The 532-nt window shown below is 42.1% G+C and carries 1 protein-coding gene; it reads left to right on the forward strand.

Features of this window, described 5'->3' with window-relative positions; translation table 11 throughout:
* Window positions 1-532 (forward strand): SprB repeat-containing protein (locus CG11_RS26355; RefSeq protein ID WP_197043966.1); only part of this gene is annotated, 532 nt, incomplete at both ends.

Consider the following 532-nt stretch of genomic DNA (forward strand, 5'->3'; position numbering starts at 1 on the left):
CGGGTGTGGCTTGTAATGGAAATGACGGTACTGTAGATATTACTGTACAAGGAGGAACACCAAACTATAGTTACAATTGGTCTACTTCTGCGACTACGGAAGATTTGAGCAATGCCCCAGCAGGGACGCACACGGTGTCTATCACTGATGCGAACGGTTGTCAAATAACAGAAACCGCAACCATCGCAGCAACAACACCAATTAATGTTACCATAGATACGATTTATGCGGAAATTATGGCGATAGCAGGAGGAGTAGATATTACAGCAAATGGAGGTAGTGGTACTTTCCAATATGTATGGAATACAGGAGCAACAACAGAGGACATTAGTGGATTGGTAGCAGGAACATACGATGTGACGATAACAGATGCTAGCACGGGGTGTCAGCAAGTTGTAACAGGAATAGTAGTTCCTTATCAATTGCCTGATTTTGTCAATACAATTCCAGCATTGGATTTATTCAAATTGTATCCAAACCCAACAGAAGGGCGTGTATTTGTTAACTTAGTGTTGGCAGAAACAACAGATGT

Source organism: Aureispira sp. CCB-QB1 (genome assembly GCF_000724545.1).
GTDB lineage: Bacteria > Bacteroidota > Bacteroidia > Chitinophagales > Saprospiraceae > Aureispira.